16 protein-coding genes and 1 pseudogene are annotated in these 16,294 nt (G+C 54.5%); 11 read left to right on the forward strand and 6 right to left on the reverse strand.

All coding sequences use genetic code 11. The features are described from left to right. Positions 1-28 precede the first annotated feature (28 nt). Together ACA108_10480 and ACA108_10485 are read right to left on the reverse strand one after the other, a co-directional pair. A complete protein-coding gene (locus tag ACA108_10480; GenBank protein ID XEX97890.1) occupies positions 29-406 on the reverse strand; it encodes a transcriptional regulator in 378 nt (125 codons plus the stop codon). Next, a complete protein-coding gene (locus ACA108_10485) occupies positions 403-774 on the reverse strand; it encodes a DUF6516 family protein (protein XEX97891.1) in 372 nt (123 codons plus the stop codon). Before ACA108_10485 ends, ACA108_10480 begins: the two co-directional genes overlap by 4 nt. A gap of 294 nt (positions 775-1,068) precedes the next feature. Between ACA108_10485 and paaX the strand changes: the two genes are divergently transcribed. Further along, positions 1,069-2,001 carry a phenylacetic acid degradation operon negative regulatory protein PaaX gene (gene paaX / locus ACA108_10490; GenBank protein ID XEX97892.1) on the forward strand — a complete coding sequence of 311 codons (933 nt, stop codon included), beginning with the start codon at positions 1,069-1,071 and terminating at the stop codon, positions 1,999-2,001. A gap of 9 nt (positions 2,002-2,010) precedes the next feature. Then, positions 2,011-2,607 (forward strand): phenylacetic acid degradation protein PaaY, encoded by a 597-nt coding sequence (gene paaY, locus ACA108_10495; GenBank protein XEX97893.1) that lies wholly within the window; start codon positions 2,011-2,013, stop codon positions 2,605-2,607. A 50-nt stretch (positions 2,608-2,657) separates the two neighbouring features. Here paaY and azoR read toward each other — a convergent pair whose 3' ends face one another. Further along, entirely contained in the window at positions 2,658-3,263 is a 606-nt protein-coding gene (gene azoR, locus ACA108_10500) for an FMN-dependent NADH-azoreductase (protein ID XEX97894.1), read from the reverse strand. Positions 3,264-3,470: 207 nt separating this feature from the next. Between azoR and hrpA the strand changes: the two genes are divergently transcribed. Together hrpA and ACA108_10510 are read left to right on the forward strand one after the other, a co-directional pair. After that, positions 3,471-7,370, forward strand: coding sequence for an ATP-dependent RNA helicase HrpA (gene hrpA / locus ACA108_10505; protein XEX97895.1), 3,900 nt, complete (start codon positions 3,471-3,473; stop codon positions 7,368-7,370). Positions 7,371-7,527: 157 nt separating this feature from the next. Then, complete coding sequence (locus tag ACA108_10510; protein ID XEX97896.1) at positions 7,528-8,292, forward strand: SDR family oxidoreductase; 765 nt, start codon at positions 7,528-7,530, stop codon at positions 8,290-8,292. Positions 8,293-8,401: 109 nt separating this feature from the next. Here ACA108_10510 and ACA108_10515 read toward each other — a convergent pair whose 3' ends face one another. Further along, a complete protein-coding gene (locus tag ACA108_10515) occupies positions 8,402-9,319 on the reverse strand; it encodes a bestrophin family protein (protein ID XEX97897.1) in 918 nt (305 codons plus the stop codon). A gap of 240 nt (positions 9,320-9,559) precedes the next feature. On the opposite strand from ACA108_10515, the gene ACA108_10520 reads away from it, so the two are divergent. Beyond that, positions 9,560-10,672: a cobalamin-independent methionine synthase II family protein gene (locus tag ACA108_10520; protein ID XEX97898.1), complete on the forward strand. Its 1,113-nt coding sequence runs from the start codon at positions 9,560-9,562 to the stop codon at positions 10,670-10,672. Positions 10,673-10,755: 83 nt separating this feature from the next. On the opposite strand, the gene ACA108_10525 is transcribed toward ACA108_10520, so the two are convergent. After that, complete coding sequence (locus tag ACA108_10525) at positions 10,756-12,471, reverse strand: ABC-F family ATP-binding cassette domain-containing protein (GenBank protein ID XEX97899.1); 1,716 nt, start codon at positions 12,469-12,471, stop codon at positions 10,756-10,758. Between the two features lie 353 nt (positions 12,472-12,824). Here ACA108_10525 and ACA108_10530 point away from each other — a divergent pair, with 353 nt between their 5' ends. Then, the gene (locus tag ACA108_10530; protein ID XEX97900.1) at positions 12,825-13,886 is read left to right on the forward strand and encodes a YncE family protein; all 1,062 of its coding nucleotides are present in this window, start codon (positions 12,825-12,827) and stop codon (positions 13,884-13,886) included. A gap of 72 nt (positions 13,887-13,958) precedes the next feature. On the opposite strand, the pseudogene ACA108_10535 reads toward ACA108_10530, so the two are convergent. Beyond that, positions 13,959-14,078: pseudogene (locus tag ACA108_10535) on the reverse strand (HPr family phosphocarrier protein). Positions 14,079-14,338: 260 nt separating this feature from the next. Between ACA108_10535 and ACA108_10540 the strand changes: the two are divergent. The 5 genes from ACA108_10540 (at position 14,339) to ACA108_10560 (ending at position 16,246) form a co-directional block, all read left to right on the forward strand. Continuing rightward, positions 14,339-14,662, forward strand: a complete 324-nt coding sequence (locus ACA108_10540) for a PAAR domain-containing protein (GenBank protein XEX97901.1) — start codon at positions 14,339-14,341, stop codon at positions 14,660-14,662. 63 nt (positions 14,663-14,725) lie between these two features. Next, complete coding sequence (locus ACA108_10545) at positions 14,726-14,860, forward strand: hypothetical protein (GenBank protein XEX97902.1); 135 nt, start codon at positions 14,726-14,728, stop codon at positions 14,858-14,860. 11 nt (positions 14,861-14,871) lie between these two features. Next, entirely contained in the window at positions 14,872-15,402 is a 531-nt protein-coding gene (locus tag ACA108_10550; GenBank protein XEX97903.1) for a PAAR domain-containing protein, read from the forward strand. A 2-nt stretch (positions 15,403-15,404) separates the two neighbouring features. Then, positions 15,405-15,905: a hypothetical protein gene (locus tag ACA108_10555; protein ID XEX97904.1), complete on the forward strand. Its 501-nt coding sequence runs from the start codon at positions 15,405-15,407 to the stop codon at positions 15,903-15,905. Then, a complete protein-coding gene (locus ACA108_10560; protein XEX97905.1) occupies positions 15,890-16,246 on the forward strand; it encodes a hypothetical protein in 357 nt (118 codons plus the stop codon). Before ACA108_10555 ends, ACA108_10560 begins: the two co-directional genes overlap by 16 nt. The last annotated feature ends 48 nt before the right edge of the window (positions 16,247-16,294 follow it).

Below are 16,294 nucleotides of genomic sequence, written 5' to 3' on the forward strand. Positions count from 1 at the left end.
GAGCGAATAACGCAATTTAACCCGTTGTTCAGGCGGCGTTGATGCGAGCTTCTAACGTGCTGTCGACATGGATAACAAAGTCGGTGAACAGAGCTTTTGGTTTGACGTTTTTACCCTGCCGCTCAAGTTCAACGAAGCCAAGTCCATTTAATCTTCCCAGGACGATCAACAGTTGCGGCAGCTCTCGGCCAGACAGTTCGGCAAGTTTCTCAATACTTTCCGGCTGATTATTTTTCATGGTTTGCAGAAGTGCGAGATTTTCAGGGCTTAATACTTTCCCGAGTGAACTAAAAGAGCAAAACCATATTTTTGGCTCGTCGGGCATGGTTTTATATTTCCCTGAGACACCAGCAAGGATACGCTTTCGTTGAAGCTCCTCGGACAAAATGCCTATATGCGCTTTCATCTGTTTTTTCCTTCTAACAAGTTTATGACTTCATCAACTGAAGTAAAAAAGTCAGCCATTAATTTTCTTGCAGTTGTGTATTCATAGGGCCGGCCTTTGTCCTGCGATGTAAGGTGCATATGATCGCGAACTATCCTGTTACTGAAGTTACTTTTGGCAGGGATCTTAATACTATGCGCATTGTCATAACCCAGGATTCTTCTATTGGAGGGGTTATGCAAGGTCAGATTGTATCTAACGCCATGTGGACAAAAGACCGTTGGTTGTATCAACCATGCTTCAATTTTCCACCAGTAACCATCTGTGCGGTAAGAGATTGCGCCATGGTAATTCAGCAGATCGTCCAGACCAGTATCATCCCATTCCATAGGGGCTTTCCTTATGTTTCCAGAGAATAAAATACGTACAATTAATATTCAACGGAAAAATAAAAGGAAAATTAAAGGGCGGCAATGTGCTTATTCCGTGATGTGGAAACACCTCGCAAAACGAAAATATTAACGCAATTTATCCCTTATCTTCATTCCTGGTAGACCCATTGCGCTGCATTTTTTCGTCAATTTTCAAAATTGTGAATCGCATAGCTAATGACATGATTTCAGGTGTCTTTTTTGTGCTATGTTTTAGGCTGTTATGGAATTTAACGACATTTCTGGCGGCTAATGAGCAACAAACTGGAACAGTTTATCGGGCAGGCGGTGAATGCGGTGCCCATCAGTGGGACGTCGCTGATAGTCTCTTTGTACGGCGATGCGCTGGCGCACCGTGGCGGTGAGGTCTGGCTCGGGAGCCTTGCGACCATGCTGGAGTCGCTGGGCTTTGGCGAGCGCTTTGTCCGCACTTCGTTATTCCGCCTGAACAAAGAAGGCTGGCTTGACGTAGAACGCATAGGGCGGCGCAGTTTTTATCGCCTGACGGAGATGGGGCAGCGCATGACGCGGCGGGCAGAGGCCAAAATTTACCGGGCAGGACAGCCGGAGTGGGATGGGAAATGGCTGCTGTTGCTTTCCGAAGGGCTGGAGAAAAACACCCTCGCACAGGTCAAAAAACAGCTGATCTGGCAGGGTTTTGGCACGTTAGCCCCCAGCCTGATGGCATCCCCTTCACAGAATCTCAACGATGTTCAGAATCTGCTGCACGAAGCGGGCGTGGCGGATAATGTGATGTGCTTTGAGGCGACTTCGCCGCTTCAGACTTCCAGAACCGCACTTAAAGCGAGAGTCGAAGAGTGCTGGCTGCTGACGGAAAAAAACGAGCGATACGGCGAATTTATTCAGTCGTTTCGGCCTCTGCTGCCTCTGCTGCGCGAAGCCGACGACAGCGAGCTTACCCCGCTGCGCTGCTTCCAGATCCAGCTGCTGCTCATTCACTTCTACCGCCGCGTAGTGCTTAAGGATCCGCTGCTTCCGGATGAGCTTTTGCCGCCGCACTGGCAGGGGCAAAGCGCCCGCCAGCTATGCATCAATATCTATCAACGCGTTGCTCCCGGCGCGCTGGCGTTCGTCAGCGAGCAGGGTGAAACCTCGGTAGGGGAACTCCCGCAGCCGGGGAGCGGCTATTTCCAGCGCTTCGGGGGACTGACCCCGAGCCAGTAAGGAGAAAGTATGCCTGTATACCAGATAGACGGCCTGACCCCGGTCGTGCCGGAAGACAGCTATGTGCACCCTATGGCGGTGCTGATTGGCGATGTGATTATCGGCCATCGCGTGTATATCGGGCCGGGTGCCTGCCTGCGCGGGGATTTTGGGCGCATCATCGTCAAAGATGGTGCAAACGTGCAGGATAACTGCGTGATGCACGGCTTCCCGGAGCAGGAGACCGTCGTTGAAGAAGACGGGCACATCGGCCACGGGGCGATACTTCACGGCTGTGTGGTGGGCAGAAACGCGCTGATTGGCATGAATGCGGTGATCCTCGACGGGGCGCAGATTGGCGAAAACAGCATAGTTGGCGCGGCGGCGTTTATTAAAGCCAAAGCGGAGTTTGCGGCCAATAAGCTCATCGTCGGCAGCCCGGCAAAGGCAATTCGTGAACTGAGTCCTGAAGAGATCGAATGGAAGAAGAAAGGGACGCGGGAGTATCAGGATTTAGTCATCCGCTGCCAGCAGACCATGCATCAGGTCGAGCCGCTGCGCGAGGTGGAGGAGCATCGCCGTAAGATAACGTTCGACGATGCCCATAAAGTGAAGCAGGGCGGATAATTTTGTAGGGTGGATAAGCGCAGGCGCCATCCACCATTTAACCTTAAAGCTTAAGCGGTAACGATGCTGTCGATGGCAGCTTTAGCATCGGTCTGTGCTTTAGTTGCAACTTCCGGACCATAGGCGATACCTTCTGCGAACACGTAGTTCACGTCGGTAATACCGATGAAGCCCAGGAACAGGTTCAGGTAAGGCACCAGCAGATCGGTAGGGGTATCTTTATGGATACCGCCACGGCTGGTCAGAACCACGGCGCGCTTACCGGTAATCAGACCTTCAGGGCCTTTTTCGGTGTAGCGGAACGTGACGCCTGCGCGGGCAACCAGGTCAAAATAGTTCTTCAGCTGGGTTGGGATGTTGAAGTTGTACATTGGCGCGGCGATAACCACCACGTCATGCGCTTTCAGCTCGGCAATCAGTTCGTCGGACAGGGCCAGCGCTTCCTGCTGACGCGGGCTCAGCGGCGCATCTGATGGGCGCAGCGCGCCAACTAATTCACCGTCCAGAACCGGAACCGGATTGGCCGCCAGGTCGCGCACGGTGATCTGGTCCGCAGAGTGCTCTTCACGCCATTGTTCAACAAAATAGTCGGAAAGCTGATTAGACTGAGAGTAACCTGCCAGGATGCTGGACTTAAGAACTAATACTTTGCTCATGGGTGATTCCTTTGTTTTTGGTCATTCGGACAGATTGCCCGTTCGCTGAGACTTACTTTATTCACAATCCGATTGCAGTGATAGCGCAATATATCGAACCCTACGTTCATTTTTTTTGAACAAGGCGCGGATAACCGCGATGTGATAATCTAGCGAGAATTCTCGTACAAGACTTTTCCGGCAGTGCGCTGCCATGATGATGACGCTATGCAAAACACAAAACCTTCAGTCTCCTCGTTATCTTCCCGTTTAGAAGCCCTTATGCTGCGCGACCGCCAGCGCTTCTCCCGTCGTATCCACGGCGCGAAGAAGGTGAAAAATCCTGAATCCCAGCAGGCGGTGTTAGATGGCCTGGAACAGGAGATCGAAGCGGCCGCCGGTAAAGTCCTGCTGCGCGAAGCCTCCCGTCCGGCGATTACCTATCCGGAAAACCTGCCGGTCAGCCAGAAAAAGCAGGACATTCTCGAAGCCATACGCGACCACCAGGTTGTTATCGTGGCCGGGGAAACTGGCTCGGGCAAAACAACCCAGCTGCCAAAAATTTGTATGGAGCTGGGCCGCGGCGTGAAAGGGCTGATTGGCCACACGCAGCCTCGTCGCCTTGCGGCACGCACGGTGGCTAACCGTATTGCTGAAGAGCTGCAAACGGAGCCGGGGGGCTGCGTAGGCTACAAGGTGCGTTTCACCGACCATGTCGGCGATAACACCATGGTCAAGCTGATGACCGACGGGATCCTGCTGGCGGAAATCCAGCAGGACAGGCTGCTGATGCAGTACGACACCATCATCATCGATGAGGCCCACGAGCGCAGCCTGAACATCGATTTCCTGCTCGGCTACCTGCGCGAGCTGCTGCCGCGGCGCCCCGACCTGAAAATCATTATTACCTCGGCCACCATCGACCCGGAGCGCTTCTCGCGCCACTTTAACAACGCGCCGATTATTGAAGTCTCGGGCCGTACCTACCCGGTGGAAGTGCGCTATCGCCCGATTGTCGAAGACGCGGACGACACCGACCGCGACCAGCTGCAGGCGATTTTTGACGCGGTTGATGAGCTGGGCCACGAAAGCGCGGGCGATATCCTGATCTTTATGAGCGGCGAGCGCGAAATCCGCGACACCGCCGATGCCCTGAATAAGCTGAATCTGCCGCATACCGAGGTGCTGCCTTTATATGCACGCCTGTCGAACAGCGAGCAGAACCGCGTGTTCCAGTCACACGCGGGCCGCCGCATCGTGCTGGCTACCAACGTGGCTGAAACCTCGCTTACCGTGCCGGGCATTAAATACGTTATCGATCCTGGCACGGCGCGTATCAGCCGTTACAGCTACCGCACCAAAGTCCAGCGTTTGCCGATTGAGCCGGTTTCCCAGGCCTCGGCCAACCAGCGTAAGGGGCGCTGTGGCCGCGTGTCGGAAGGGATCTGCATCCGGCTTTATTCTGAAGATGACTTCCTGTCGCGCCCGGAGTTTACCGACCCGGAAATTCTGCGCACCAACCTGGCGTCCGTTATCCTGCAAATGACCTCGCTAGGCCTCGGCGATATCGCCGCCTTCCCGTTTGTGGAAGCGCCGGATAAGCGCAATATCCAGGACGGCGTGCGCCTGCTCGAAGAGCTGGGGGCCATCACCAGCGAACAGGATCACAGCGTTTATAAATTAACGCCTTCTGGCCGCCAGCTTGCACAGCTGCCGGTGGATCCGCGCCTGGCGCGAATGGTGCTGGAGGCGCAGAAGTTTGGCTGCGTACGCGAAGTGATGATTATCACCTCTGCGCTTTCCATTCAGGATCCGCGCGAGCGCCCAATGGACAAACAGCAGGCGTCGGATGAAAAGCATCGCCGCTTCCACGACAAAGAGTCCGACTTCCTGGCCTATGTGAACCTCTGGAACTACCTGGGCGAACAGCAAAAAGAGCTGTCGTCTAACCAGTTCCGCCGCCAGTGCAAGGTGGACTATCTCAACTACCTGCGTGTGCGCGAGTGGCAGGATATCTATACCCAGCTGCGCCAGGTGGTCAAAGAACTTGGTCTGTCGATTAACAGCGAGCCGTCGGATTTCCGCTCGGTTCACTGCGCGCTGCTGACGGGGCTGCTGTCGCATATCGGCCAGAAAGATGCCGATAAGCAGGAGTACACCGGGGCGCGCAACGCCCGTTTCTCCATTTTTCCTGGCTCCGGACTGTTTAAAAAGCCGCCAAAGTGGACGATGGTTGCTGAGCTGGTGGAAACCAGCCGCCTGTGGGGCCGGATTGCTGCTCGTATCGACCCGGAATGGGTGGAGCCGCTGGCCCAGCATCTGCTTAAACGCTCCTACAGCGAGCCGCACTGGGAGAAAGCGCAGGGCGCGGTCATGGCAACCGAGAAAGTCACGCTGTATGGCCTGCCGATTGTTGCTGCCCGCAGCGTGAACTACAGCCAGATCGACCCGGCGCTGTGCCGCGAGATGTTTATCCGCCACGCGCTGGTTGAGGGCGACTGGCAGACTCGCCACGTGTTCTTCCGGGAAAACCTTAAATTACGCAACGAAATTGAAGAGCTTGAGCATAAGTCCCGCCGCCGCGACATCCTCGTCGACGACGACACGCTGTTTGAGTTTTACGACCAGCACATCGCCCACGATGTGATCTCCGCCCGCCACTTCGACAACTGGTGGAAAAAGGTCGCTAAAGAGACGCCGGATCTGCTCAACTTCGAAAAGAGCATGCTCATAAAAGAAGGCGCGGAGCAGGTCAGTAAGCTGGACTACCCGAACTTCTGGCATCAGGGCAACCTCAAGCTGCGCCTGACCTATCAGTTTGAGCCGGGCGCGGACGCCGATGGCGTAACCGTTCACATCCCGCTGCCGCTGCTCAACCAGGTGGAAGACGCGGGATTTGAATGGCAGATCCCGGGCGTGCGGCGGGAGCTGGTTATCGCGCTGATTAAATCGCTGCCCAAGCCGGTGCGCCGCAACTTTGTGCCCGCGCCGAACTACGCCGAGGCATTCCTGGGCCGCGCCACGCCGCTGGAACTGCCGCTGCTGGAAAGCTTAGAGCGCGAGTTCCGCCGCATGTCGGGCGTGACCATCGACCGGGAAGACTGGCACTGGGATCTGGTGCCCGATCACCTGAAAATGACCTTCCGGGTCGTGGATGAGAACAACAAAAAGCTCAAAGAAGGCAAAGACCTGAGCGAGCTTCGCGGCGGCCTGAAAGATAAAGTTCAGCAAACGCTCTCCGCCGTTGCTGATGACGGCATCGAGCAGAGCGGCCTGCACATCTGGAGCTTTGGCGCGCTGCCGGAAAGCTACGAGCAGAAACGCGGTAACTACCGGATGAAGGCTTTCCCGGCGCTGGTGGATGAAAAAGAGAGCGTGGGGATCAAGCTGTTTGATAACCAGCTTGAACAACAGCAGGCCATGTGGCGAGGCCTGCGCCGCCTGCTGCTGCTGAATATCCCGTCGCCGATTAAGTATCTGCACGAGAAGCTGCCGAACAAGGCCAAGCTGGGGCTCTACTTCAACCCGTACGGCAAGGTGATGGATTTAATCGACGACTGTATCTCCTGCGGCGTGGATAAATTGATTGCCCAGGCGGGCGGCCCGGTATGGACGGAGGAGGGCTTTGCGAAGCTGCATGAGAAGGTGCGCGCAGAACTCAACGAAACCGTGGTGGAAATTGCGAAGCAGGTCGAACAAATTCTGACTGCCGTGTTCAGCATCAACAAGCGGCTGAAAGGGCGCGTGGATATGACCATGGCGCTGGGGCTGTCGGACGTGAAGGCGCAGATGGCGGGACTGGTTTATCGCGGTTTCGTCACGGGCAACGGCTATAAGCGGCTGGGCGACACGCTGCGTTACCTTCAGGCTATTGAGAAACGGCTCGAGAAAATGGCTATCGATCCCCACCGCGATCGCGTGCAAATGCTGAAAGTGGAAAGCGTCCAGCAGGTGTGGCAACAGTGGCTCAACAAGCTGCCGCCAAAACGCCGTGAAGACGATGACGTGAAGGAGATCCGCTGGATGATCGAAGAGCTGCGCGTCAGCTTCTTCGCCCAGCAGCTTGGCACGCCTTATCCGATTTCCGACAAGCGCGTGTTGCAGGCGATGGAAGCCATTACCGGTTAACGATCGGCGGATGAAGACTTCCCAGGCCGGTCTCGTAGGTCGGATAGGCGCCAGCGCCATCCGACAAATCCAGCCCAAAACTAAACATGCAATAATCTCCCGCCGGTACCATACTCCTGAAGCGGTCAATTTCTGACCGCTTCACCGGAGTCTCCTCATGAATCGTTTAGCTGACAAAGTTGCCATCGTTACGGGTGCCAGTTCCGGCATTGGTTATGCCACCGCGAAGCTGTTTGCGGCGCAGGGTGCAAAAGTGGTTGTGGGAGCAAGGCGTGAAGCGGAGCTTGCGCGGCTGGTGGATGAAATCAAAGCCGCCGGAGGCGAAGCCGTGTCGCTGGCGGGCGACGTGAGCGATGAGGCTTACGGCAAAGCGCTGGTGGCGAAGGCAGTGGAAACCTGGGGACGGCTGGATATCGCTTTCAACAATGCGGGCACGCTGGGGGAAGCAGGGCCAAGCACCGACGTTTCCGCCGAAGGGTTTGCTAATGCCGTTGCGGTGAATTTAACCGGCTCTTTCCTGGGCGCTAAACATCAGATTGCGGAGATGCTCAAGCAAGGCGGCGGCTCGGTGATTTTTACCTCGACGCTGGTGGGCTACACGGTCGCCTTTCCCCAGATGGCCTCTTACGCGGCCAGCAAGGCGGGGCTGATCGGGCTGACCCAGGCGCTGGCCACCGAGTTTGGGCCGAAAAACATTCGCGTCAACGCGCTGCTGCCCGGTGCGGTGGAGACGGATATGTACCGCGAAGCGAATAATACCGCAGAGTCGCAGAACGCCATTGCCAGCCTGCACGCTCTCAAGCGCGTCGGTAAACCGGACGAGATTGCTTATGCCGCGCTGTGGCTCGCCTCGGACGAATCATCGTTTGTGACGGGTACCGCCTCACTGGTGGATGGCGGCGCGTCTATTAACGGCGGCTGAGAGAAAATTTTGGTGGATGACGCGAATGCTCATCCACCCTAGATTTCAATGAGTTACGTAGGTCGGGTAAGCGTAGCGTCACCCGTCATTGCAGGCCTCTAATTTTGCTTTAGCTCAGGCGGTAATAAGCGTTTGGCAGCAGCTTTGCAGGGAGTTCGCTCTCGCCGTTCATATCCCGCAGGTCGCGTTCGATGGTATTGCAAATGGCGTCCAGCGCCAGGTCGTTATCCTCCGTCCCAAATGGATCCTCCAGCTCTTCAGCAAGGCAGTCCAGCGAAATAAAGGTATAGGAGATAAACACCGACAGGAAGGGCGTCATGTAATGCAGATCTGTCACCAGCGCGAAGGGCAGCATGATGCAGAACAGATAAACCGTGCGGTGCAGGATCAGCGTGTAGGCAAACGGCAGCGGTGTGCTGGCAATGCGCTCACAGCCCCCTGCTATGGCGGAATATTCATTAAGATGATTATCCAGGCTGCGCCACAGTACATCGGAGATTACGCCGTTCGCCCGCTGCATCGCCAGCCAGTTACCCATCAGCATCAGTATACGGTTGCAGGGCGCATGGCTCTGCATCACCCAGGCCAGTTCAACCTCAGGAAGCCAGGGCTTCAGAGCGACGTCGATCGGCTTTTTACGCAGCGTCAGCCGCAGGCAGTTGCAGAACGCCACCTGGAGATTCACAAAATAATTAATGTCGATATCCGTTGCGGCGGGCAAACTCTTCACTTCGCGAAGCAGCGAGCGTGAAGTTATCGCAAGTTGCCCCCACAGCAGGCGAGCCTCGTTGAAACGGGCGTAGCAGGCGCTGTTACGAAAGCCTAAGAAGATGGCAATCGCTACGCCCAGGATGCTGAACGGCGCCATGGTGAGCTTGATACCCAGCTTTTCGTACCACGGCAGGAAGAAGATCACGCAGATGGACAGGACAAGGTTAAGCAGCAGGCGGGAGTAGATCTTTTCCAGCACGGAGCCGTGCCAGACGAACAGGCGGATGAACCAGTGTTGATGCGGACGAACAATCATAGTGACAAGGCTCTAAAGCAGGACGCCATATTTAACGGCAGAGTGTGAGCCAGATCAATATTTGTTTCACATTATTTTAACAACATGAATTATTTTCAATAACCATGAATTTTCCTCGTTTGCCGGGCAGCCCGGCGCGTGGCATCCTCGCCCAACAAACAGACGTCCAGACGTCTAAATATTCAAATAATGAATTATCACCTCGCTAAATTAGTTAGCCGGGGTATCAGGAGAATGCACATGCCGCACACCACACGTCAACACGCCCCGTTCCGCGCCGATATCGTCGGCAGTTTTTTACGCCCGGATGCAATTAAAGAAGCCCGCCTGCAGTTCGCTGCGGGTGAAATTGATGCACTTCAACTGCGTAAAGTTGAAGATGAAGCGATACGAGCATCGGTTGAACAGCAGTGTGCATGCGGCCTGCATGTTGTAACGGACGGTGAGTTCCGTCGCGCCTGGTGGCACTTCGATTTCTTCGACGGCCTGGAAGGCGTGGAGCGTTATGAATCGGAAAAGGGGATTCAGTTCAACGGTGTACAGACTAAAACGCACAGCGTGCGCGTGGTGGGCAAAGTAGCGTTTGGTGACCATCCAATGCTGGAGGATTTCCGCTACCTGAAAAGCATCAGCGGTAATGCGGTGCCGAAGATGACCATTCCAAGCCCGAGCGTGCTTCACTTCCGCGGTGGCCGTAACGCCATCGACAGTACCGTTTATCCCGATCTGAACGAGTATTTTGATGATTTAGCCACGGCCTGGCGCGATGCGATTCAGGCGTTTTACGCTGCCGGCTGTCGTTATCTGCAGCTGGATGACACCGTGTGGGCCTATTTATGTTCCGACGCGCAGCGTAAAGAGATCCGCGAGCGTGGCGATAACCCGGAAGAGCTGGCAAAAATCTATGCACGCGTGCTAAACAAAGCGCTGGAAGGCAAGCCGGACGACCTGACTATTGGCCTGCACGTCTGCCGCGGCAATTTCCGCTCTACATGGATTTCCGAAGGTGGTTACGAGCCGGTGGCTGAAGTGCTGTTCGGCAGCGTGAATGTCGATGCGTTCTTCCTGGAGTACGACAACGATCGTTCCGGTGATTTCGCGCCGCTGCGCTTTGTGCGTCCGGGGAAACAGCAGGTTGTGCTGGGCCTTATCACTACAAAAAATGGCGAGCTGGAGAACCCGGAGCAAATTCAGGCGCGTATTAAGGAAGCCGCGCAGTTTGTGGATATCAGCCAGATTTGCCTCAGCCCGCAGTGCGGTTTCGCCTCCACGGAAGAGGGCAATAGCCTGACGCCAGCGCAGCAGTGGGATAAGGTGCGCCTGGTGACGGCTATTGCGGATAAAGTCTGGTAAAGGTGTCGGATGACGCTGCGCTTATCCGACCTACAAAATAGTCTGGTAGGGCGGATAAGCGACAGCGTCATCCGCCGTTTGTTTTACGAAAGCAAAGCGTACAAGGCTGCAATCTCCGCCCGCCATTCCTGTTGTAACGCTGGTTTCTGGTGCTTCTCCTTGCGCGCCAGATCCTCTGCCAGCCTGACTTCCAGCTCTATCAGCCTCTCCAGCAGCGCGTCTGCCTCATTAACCACCGCCACGGCTCCGGGTACAGTTTTAACTCTCGTCTCCCCGGTTTCCTCCGCCGTCAGCAGCTCGTACATCCGATCCAGATCGTGCCATTCGCTCAGCTCACCGTTATCCACCAGCCAGAAGCGGTTGCAGCTTTTCGCGATCAGCGTTCTGTCGTGGGTGACCAGCAGCACGCCGCCCTCAAAGGATTGCAGCGTTTCCGCCAGCGCCTCTTTGCCCTCCATGTCCAGGTGGTTCGTTGGCTCATCGAGCATAAGCAGCGAGTAGCGTGCCAGCGTCAGCCCAACGAACAGCAGGCGAGAGCGTTCGCCGCCGCTTAAGGTACTGACCGTCTGCTGATGGCGCAGCCACGGGAAACCCGCGCCGATCAGCGCCATTTTCCTGTCCTGTTCGGTTAAAGGAGCAAACGGTTCGAGCGCTTTCAGCAGAGAATCCTCATCCCGCAACTGGTGCAGCGTCTGGTCGTAATAACCCATCTGCGCGCGAGGATGCAGGCGGATACCTTCCTCCCGTTCCGGCTGCTGATATTCCTGCCACAGCAGGCGCAGCAGGGAGGATTTACCGCAGCCGTTGCGGCCAATAATCGCCACGCGGTCACCGCTCTTCACTCGCTGTAACGGCAGGCGGAAAAGCGGTTCGGCGTCAGGCGCAGGGCTGACGTACAGGCCTTCCATTTCCAGCAGTCGGTCAGCCTGGAGCCGCTCGCCGCGCAGGATAAGCTGCCACTGATTTCCGGCGCTCAGATCGGTCTGTTCGTCCTTAAGCTTATCGACGCGTTTTTCCATCTGCTTGGCCTTGCGCGCCAGATCCTCGTTGTCATACACGCGGCCCCAGACGGCCAGCCGTTTAGCGCTGGCCGCTATACGGTCGATCTCTTTCTGCTCCGCCAGGTGGCGGTGGGCATCTGTCCTGTCCCGCTCTTCTAACGCCTGCCGCGCCTGTGAACAGGGAAGCTGAAAGAAGCTGAGCATTTTATCACGCAGGATCCAGGTGCCATTGGTAACGGTATCCAGCAGATGCTGGTCGTGGGAAACCAGCACGAAGCTGCCGCTCCAGCTCTTCAGAAACTGTTCCAGCCACAGCAAAGTGGGCAGATCGAGGTGGTTGCTGGGTTCATCCAGCAGCATGAGATCCGGCTCACTTATCAGCGCGCGCGCCAGCAGCAGTCGGGTATGCTGCCCGCCGCTCAGCGTACCGGCGGTGAGATGCCAGTCCTCTTCGCTAAAGCCCATGCCAGCCAGCAGCGCTTCGGCCCGCCAGCTTTCGCCGTGGTGTTCGCAGGCGGGTAGCTGCGCCAGCACCGCCTCGAGCATTGTCAGCGGATGGAGATATTCCGGCAGATGCTGTTCAACCCGGGCCATCAGACAGTGGTTTGCGCGGGTTACGCTGCCGCTGTCAGGCGCAAGGGTGCCGTCCAGCAGTTTCAGGAGGGTGCTTTTGCCGCAGCCGTTATGGCCGATAAGACCCAGGCGGTCGCCTTTTTTAAGCGTAAAAGTGATGTCAGCCAGCAGGGGGCCGAAGGCCGTGTCGAGGCTAAGGGATTGTGCGGTTAATAATGTGCTCATTGTGCTTACTCAAGAGTTGGGCATGGGAATGCCTCGTCATACAAAGCTGACGATAACTCAGTAAGCCTGAGGGAAGGATTTAGATTGGGGTGTCTTCGCTCAAGCCGAAGTTATCGCAGCACGGCATCGATAACGCTTGAGCAACGGCGATCGCCAAAAGTATGCAAAACGATAAGCGTTTTACAGTACAGCATGGGGATCCTCCTTATATTCAGCTGGTTGATGAGTGAGTGGATTGTAGCCATGAAACGCACGTTCTGCCAGCGATGAATGATTTGTTAATGATAATCGTTTACTTCTTATTTTAGATAATGATAATCATTACCACATTCATCAACCCATCAGGGAGAGTTATGTTTACCGTAACGGATTCAAAACGCCGCGTTTTACCTGTGCTTGCACTTTCAACCCTTCTGTTCTCATCGGCACTTTTCGCTAACGATAATTTCACCCTTGAGCGCAAGCCGGTAGGCAAGGGCGCCTACGAGATGGCGCTGACCGGCGAGCCTACCGCGCTGTATGTCGCTACTTCCCAGAGCCGTAAGCTCGATAAGGGCGGCATTGTTTATCGGCTGGATCCGGCTACGCTTGCGGTTAACCAGGTGATCCACAATAACCTTAAACCGTTTGGCGTGGCCGTCAATCACGCGACCGGGACGCTGTTCCTGGGCAATACGGTCAACAGCGCGGTTACCGCTGTTGATGTGAAAACGGGTGAGGTGAAGAACACGTTGGTTCTGGATGCCCGTAAGCGCACGGAAGATTTCCGCCCGTTCGCGCCGCGTGAACTGGTGGTCAACGAAGCGACCGATACCGTTTATGTAGGTGGGCTGGGTAAATCCAGCGTGCTGTGGGTTGTAGACGGTAAAGATTTAACGCTGCGCACCACCATCGAAGGGCTGGGCAAGTCAGCGACCGGTCTGGCCATCGACGCAAAAGCATCGCGCATCTATATGACCAACGCCGATAATGAATTTATCGTGATTGATACCAGGACCAACAAGGTGATCAGCCGCACTAAGCTCGACCAGGACGGCGAACACTTTTATCTGAACGTGGCGCTGGATACGGCGAACCATCGCGCGTTTATTACCGATTCCAAATCACCGCAGCTGCTGGTAGTAGATACCGAAACCAGCAAAGTGATAAAGAAAATCGATCTGCCGGTCTCCCTTGCCGTGCTGTACAACGAAAAGCGTAATGAAGTGTACGTCACGCATCGTGCTGCCGGTAAGGTCAGCGTGATTGACGCGAAAAGCCTGAGCCTGATGGATAGCATCGATACGCCTACGCACCCGAACAGCATGGCGCTGTCTGCCGATGGACAAACGCTGTTTGTCAGCGTCAAGCAGGCGGGTTCCCGTGAAAAAGAGCCAACCAGCCCGGATGATGTGATTCGGATTAGTTTTAAATAACCTGCCGATAGAGGGTATGAAAGCGTCAGCGTCATCCAATAACACTGCTGGATGACGCTTCGCTTATCCGGCCTACATCACCGTCTCGCCAAATCCCTGAGCGAAACCGTTTGTCAGCTCGTTCATAAACGCCTGCTCGTCCTGGCCTTCGCAGATAAGCTCAATCGTCGTGTTTCCTTTAACGCCAGCCCCGTGATAACCGTCATCAATAACATGCTTATCGACCTGATGGCTGCGATGTAGCATAGGGACTTACTGAGCTGCCACAAGCGCCAGAAGCAGGGAATTGAACGGGTCCATAAGGGAAACAGCGGATGCAACAGGATTCGGCCCTCCAAAGATATGCTTCATCCAGGCACCGTAACGATAATCAGAAGCGAGTGATTTTGATTAAGTCGTGATTGCTGTATGCTGCCGGTGAGTATAACCGCTTATATATTGAGGGATTAATAATGGCAAGAGCACTGGCCTGCCTGGGCGATAAAACGAGTTATGGAGAAATTATTTCAGCGACTGCGTCCTGGTTCGAAGGAAGTAAAGCAATAGCCCGAACCGGCGACAAGGCATCATGCAGCAAATGCACCGGGTATTTTGAAATCCTTGCCTCCGCACAGGACTGGGCAGAAGAAGGCAAAGCGTATGCTGCCACAGGTGACAGAGTGCTGTGCCGTTGCCCCGATCACTATGTTTACGGTTCAGCCACGCAGTCTACCAGCACAGGTACTGGCTCTCTGACCTCCCGTAATACCAGCCAGTCTCCTGTACCGGCGCAGTAGGCACAGGATCCCAGCGCCCGGAACTGTATTCGCTTTCAATGCTCCGGTGACGATGGCCAGCTTATGGCTGGCTGTCGCTACACCCTGATGCTCCCGGACGGACGTTCTGAAGCTGGCGTTACCGATGAGCACGGGGCTACGGGGTGGCACTATGCCGAATCGGCAGACGATATCAACCTGCATATTCTTACGGACTGAGGAAAACTTGTATGTCAGACAACAAATGGAGTGGTGTGCACGGTAAAAACTCCGGGCTTGATGGGGATAAAACATCAACAGGGGCAGTCTGTTATGCAGGAAGCCAGGGCTGGTCAGTGAACGGAAGGCGAAAGCTCTACGTGGGTGATAAAACGTCACCCTGCCCGAAATGCGGACAACCTGGAGTGATTGCTTCCGGCGATCTCCGGCAGACCAATCCACAAGGGAGGGCAGTAGCCGTCGATGGTTCACCAGTACGCTGCGGGTGTGCGACCGGCACGAACTTCGTTATTGCGGCAGGAAATCCGTTAACGGCAAAAATTGCCAGCGCACAAAGCCGGTCTGCCCGGCAACATTCTTCACGTAATACCCTTCGTTTTCAGTGTGCAGATGATGATGGCAGACTGATGGTGGATTGCCGGTATGTTCTGATGTTCCCGGATGGCCACACGGAAACGGGGAATACGGATAGCCAGGGGATGACAGCGTGGCATTATGCTGAATCCGCTGAAAATATTAACCTGCATATATTAATGGATTAATTATGGCTATTTACCACCTCAGTACCCGTGTTAACTCTAACGCCCCGGCTGATTCTTTGCTGTATGACCTGTGTATTTATCGCATGGACTCCAGCAGGAATAAACACCCCCTGGTAGATGTGAAACAACAGCCTTTTCAGGGGAATTATGAAACACAGAGCCACATGACCGGAAATATAAATGAGTCACTATCGACTATTTATATTATGGAAATGAAACTTTACCGAAAAACCATGTTGCATACGCACTGTGTAACGCCTGTTCCGTTCACAAAAATGTATACGCTGGAAGAATTTGCATCAGGCAAAGCCTGGTCGCCGGTGAAACGGGAAAATCCCTGCTATTTTGAGTCAAAAGGGACAATGAAGCCTGAGAGTCAGGGGGGCGAAACAAAGCAGATTAGAATCACTATCCCGGAACGTCCATTTGTTGCGAAAGAATATCCCATTGGTGATTCCAGAGACCCTTTTAATAAAAATATAATACAATGTGGCAAACTCTGACGGAGTGGTTTGAAAAAGCCGGTTATGAAATGATCTTTAGTAATGTAGGAATCACTCAGGCAGGCGTCCAGGGAGTCAGAGATTTAAATAAATATATAGAGCAAGGATATAGAGTCGTCACATTAATAAATGATGGGCTTCTTGTAAGTAGTTCAAACAAAACAACGTTACCTACACTCTGGATTGTCTGGGATGGTTCAGTCACACAAGATCCCAACGGATATATTAGTTTGGAATTATTTTCTTGGGGGAATACAAGAAACTGGATAAGACCTAAAAGAGATTTGCAATTTTTTATTAACAGATTTTTTGGAGGGATGGTTTTTAAACCATTGAAATAATAATGAGAAGAATATTTTTTGTTTTATCTTTGTTTTTACTATCTGCCT

It is taken from the genome of Dryocola sp. LX212, from assembly GCA_041504365.1.
Taxonomy (GTDB): domain Bacteria; phylum Pseudomonadota; class Gammaproteobacteria; order Enterobacterales; family Enterobacteriaceae; genus Dryocola.

Coding starts and splice junctions, on each gene's coding strand:
- ACA108_10480 (XEX97890.1), bottom strand. CDS start 406: ATGAAAGCGCATATAGGCATTTTGTCCGAGGAGCTTCAACGAAAGCGT.
- ACA108_10485 (XEX97891.1), bottom strand. CDS start 774: ATGGAATGGGATGATACTGGTCTGGACGATCTGCTGAATTACCATGGC.
- paaX (XEX97892.1), top strand. CDS start 1,069: ATGAGCAACAAACTGGAACAGTTTATCGGGCAGGCGGTGAATGCGGTG.
- paaY (XEX97893.1), top strand. CDS start 2,011: ATGCCTGTATACCAGATAGACGGCCTGACCCCGGTCGTGCCGGAAGAC.
- azoR (XEX97894.1), bottom strand. CDS start 3,263: ATGAGCAAAGTATTAGTTCTTAAGTCCAGCATCCTGGCAGGTTACTCT.
- hrpA (XEX97895.1), top strand. CDS start 3,471: ATGCAAAACACAAAACCTTCAGTCTCCTCGTTATCTTCCCGTTTAGAA.
- ACA108_10510 (XEX97896.1), top strand. CDS start 7,528: ATGAATCGTTTAGCTGACAAAGTTGCCATCGTTACGGGTGCCAGTTCC.
- ACA108_10515 (XEX97897.1), bottom strand. CDS start 9,319: ATGATTGTTCGTCCGCATCAACACTGGTTCATCCGCCTGTTCGTCTGG.
- ACA108_10520 (XEX97898.1), top strand. CDS start 9,560: ATGCCGCACACCACACGTCAACACGCCCCGTTCCGCGCCGATATCGTC.
- ACA108_10525 (XEX97899.1), bottom strand. CDS start 12,471: ATGAGCACATTATTAACCGCACAATCCCTTAGCCTCGACACGGCCTTC.
- ACA108_10530 (XEX97900.1), top strand. CDS start 12,825: ATGTTTACCGTAACGGATTCAAAACGCCGCGTTTTACCTGTGCTTGCA.
- ACA108_10540 (XEX97901.1), top strand. CDS start 14,339: ATGGCAAGAGCACTGGCCTGCCTGGGCGATAAAACGAGTTATGGAGAA.
- ACA108_10545 (XEX97902.1), top strand. CDS start 14,726: ATGGCTGGCTGTCGCTACACCCTGATGCTCCCGGACGGACGTTCTGAA.
- ACA108_10550 (XEX97903.1), top strand. CDS start 14,872: ATGTCAGACAACAAATGGAGTGGTGTGCACGGTAAAAACTCCGGGCTT.
- ACA108_10555 (XEX97904.1), top strand. CDS start 15,405: ATGGCTATTTACCACCTCAGTACCCGTGTTAACTCTAACGCCCCGGCT.
- ACA108_10560 (XEX97905.1), top strand. CDS start 15,890: ATGTGGCAAACTCTGACGGAGTGGTTTGAAAAAGCCGGTTATGAAATG.